This window comes from Succinivibrio sp., assembly GCF_045124615.1.
Classification (GTDB): domain Bacteria; phylum Pseudomonadota; class Gammaproteobacteria; order Enterobacterales; family Succinivibrionaceae; genus Succinivibrio; species Succinivibrio faecicola.
Genome location: NZ_JBGVMC010000370.1, coordinates 1 through 2343 on the forward strand (window position 1 = coordinate 1; position 2343 = coordinate 2343).

A 2343-nucleotide genomic window follows, 5' to 3' on the forward strand; every position below is an offset into this window, starting at 1 on the left:
ATAGCACAGCTTGAAAGCTGCCCTAGTAGGAAAGGCACAAACAGTTTTAACTGATTCTTTATTTCCTTTTTATAAGTTTGATAATTTTTTATATTCATAATAGTGTACAGATAAAAAAAGAGCTGGTAAAAACCAGCTCCTTTGATAATAACTGGTTTTTAATGTATTCTGTCACCGTTTTTTGCGCCTGAATCTACTGAAAGCAGATAAACCTCAGATGCACCGGGACCTGCAGCAGTAACCATACCCTCAGATAAGCCAAACTTCATCTGACGTGGCTTTAGATTTGCAACAAGAACAACCTTACGACCAATTAGAGAGTTTACATCGGTATAAGCCTGCTTGATACCTGCAAATACCTGTCTCTTTTCAAAACCGATATCAACAGTTAACTTTAACAGTTTCTTTGCCTCAGCAACTTCCTGAGCCTCAATAATAGTACCTACTCTTAAGTCAACCTTTGCAAAATCATCAATTGTGATCTGATCAGCTAAAGGCTCATACTCAGAAGTTTTATTCTCAACTTTCTGTTCAGCTTTTTTAGCTTCTTTTAGATCTTCTTTTGAGCATTCAATCATTGCATCAATCTGAGTCTTTTCAATTCTTGTGAATAGAGGCTTGAACTTATTGATTGAATGGTTGCAAAGAGGAGTTGCAAGTGAATCAAATGAAAGGGTGCTGTTTAAGAACTCCTCAGCATTCTTTGCAACCTCAGGTAACACAGGTGACAGATAAGTAATTAAAGCTCTGAACAGGTTGATACCATCAGAACAAACAGCCTGAAGCAGCTCATCTTTGCCTTCTTCTTTTGCAATAACCCAAGGAGCCATAGCATCAATATAACGGTTTGCCTCATCAGCAAGTGCCATGATTGTACGAATTGCATCTGCATAGTTTCTTTCAGAATAGCTCTTGATAACGCTATCCTTAATTGATGCAGCCTTGTCTAAAAGCTCTTTGTTATTTGGCTTGTCAGAGAGTTTTGAATCAAATCTCTTTGCAATGAAACCTGCGGTTCTTGATGCAAGATTTACAACCTTACCTACGATATCTGAATTTACCTTTGCCATGAAGTCATCAAGTGACAGATCGATATCAACAGCAGATGAATTCATCTTTGATGCAAAGTAGTAACGAAGAGTCTCTGGCTTTAAGAATTTCAAGAAGGTCTTTGCCTTGATGAATGTGCCCTTTGATTTTGACATCTTCGCACCGTTTACTGTTACATAGCCGTGAACAAAGATATTGTCTGGCAATCTTAACTGTGCAGCCTTTAATGTTGCAGGCCAGAACAGTGAATGGAAGTAAAGAATGTCCTTACCGATAAAGTGAACCATCTTTACATCAGAGCCTTCTTTTATAAATTCATCAAAGTTGTTTCCTGTTTTTTCACAAAGATTCTTTAATGATGCAAAATAACCTATAGGAGCATCCATCCATACATAGAAGTATTTATCTTCAGTTCCTGGAATTTTAAAACCAAAGTAAGGTGCATCTCTTGAGATATCCCATGGTTTTAAGCCCTGCTCAAACCACTCTTCAAGTTTGTTAGCCATCTCTGACTGGATACAGCCTGAGTTTTTAATATACTCATGAAGGAAATCCTTTGCCTTTGGCAGATCAAAGAAGTAGTGCAGAGAGTCCTTTAAAACAGGTTTTGCACCTGAAATAACTGAATATGCATCCTTAAGCTCGGTAGGTGAATATGTTGCACCGCATACCTCGCAGTTGTCACCGTACTGATCCTTTGCACCACATTTTGGACATGTGCCTTTTACAAAACGATCAGGCAGGAACATATTCTTTTCAGGATCAAAAAGCTGTGAGATGGTTTTTGTCAGAATATAACCATTCTCTTTTGCCTTGTTGTACATATAAGCTGAGATTTCCTCATTCTCTTTTGAATGAGTACGGTAGTAGTTATCGTACTGTACAAGGAAACCTTTTAAGTCTTCATCATGATCCTTTGATGTTATTTCGATCATCTGCTCTGGAGTGATACCAAGAGAGTTTGCCTTGATCATAACAGGTGTACCGTGGCAGTCATCACCACATACATAGAAAACCTTGTTTCCGATAGCTCTGTTGAATCTAACATAGATATCAGACTGAATATGCTCAAGCATATGGCCTAAATGAATAGGGCCGTTTGAATATGGAAGTGCATTTGTAACTAAAATTGTTTTGTTATCTGACATGGTAAAACTCTTTTTTAAAACAAATAATTGCTCAGTATTTTACACCATTGTCATGTCCGAATTAAGTTTTTTTGATCCTTTATACAAAATAGTGAGAAGAAAAATGCTAAAGAAAAACATACCCAAGACCTTAAGCAATTTTAGC

1 protein-coding gene is annotated in these 2343 nt (G+C 37.3%); it reads right to left on the reverse strand.

Annotated elements, in window-relative coordinates; genetic code table 11:
* Positions 1–158: 158 nt before the first annotated feature.
* Positions 159–2198, reverse strand: coding sequence for a methionine--tRNA ligase (metG, locus tag ACJML3_RS09850; RefSeq protein WP_406022813.1), 2040 nt, complete (start codon positions 2196–2198; stop codon positions 159–161).
* Positions 2199–2343: the final 145 nt, after the last annotated feature.

Coding starts and splice junctions, on each gene's coding strand:
- metG (WP_406022813.1), bottom strand. CDS start 2,198: ATGTCAGATAACAAAACAATTTTAGTTACAAATGCACTTCCATATTCA.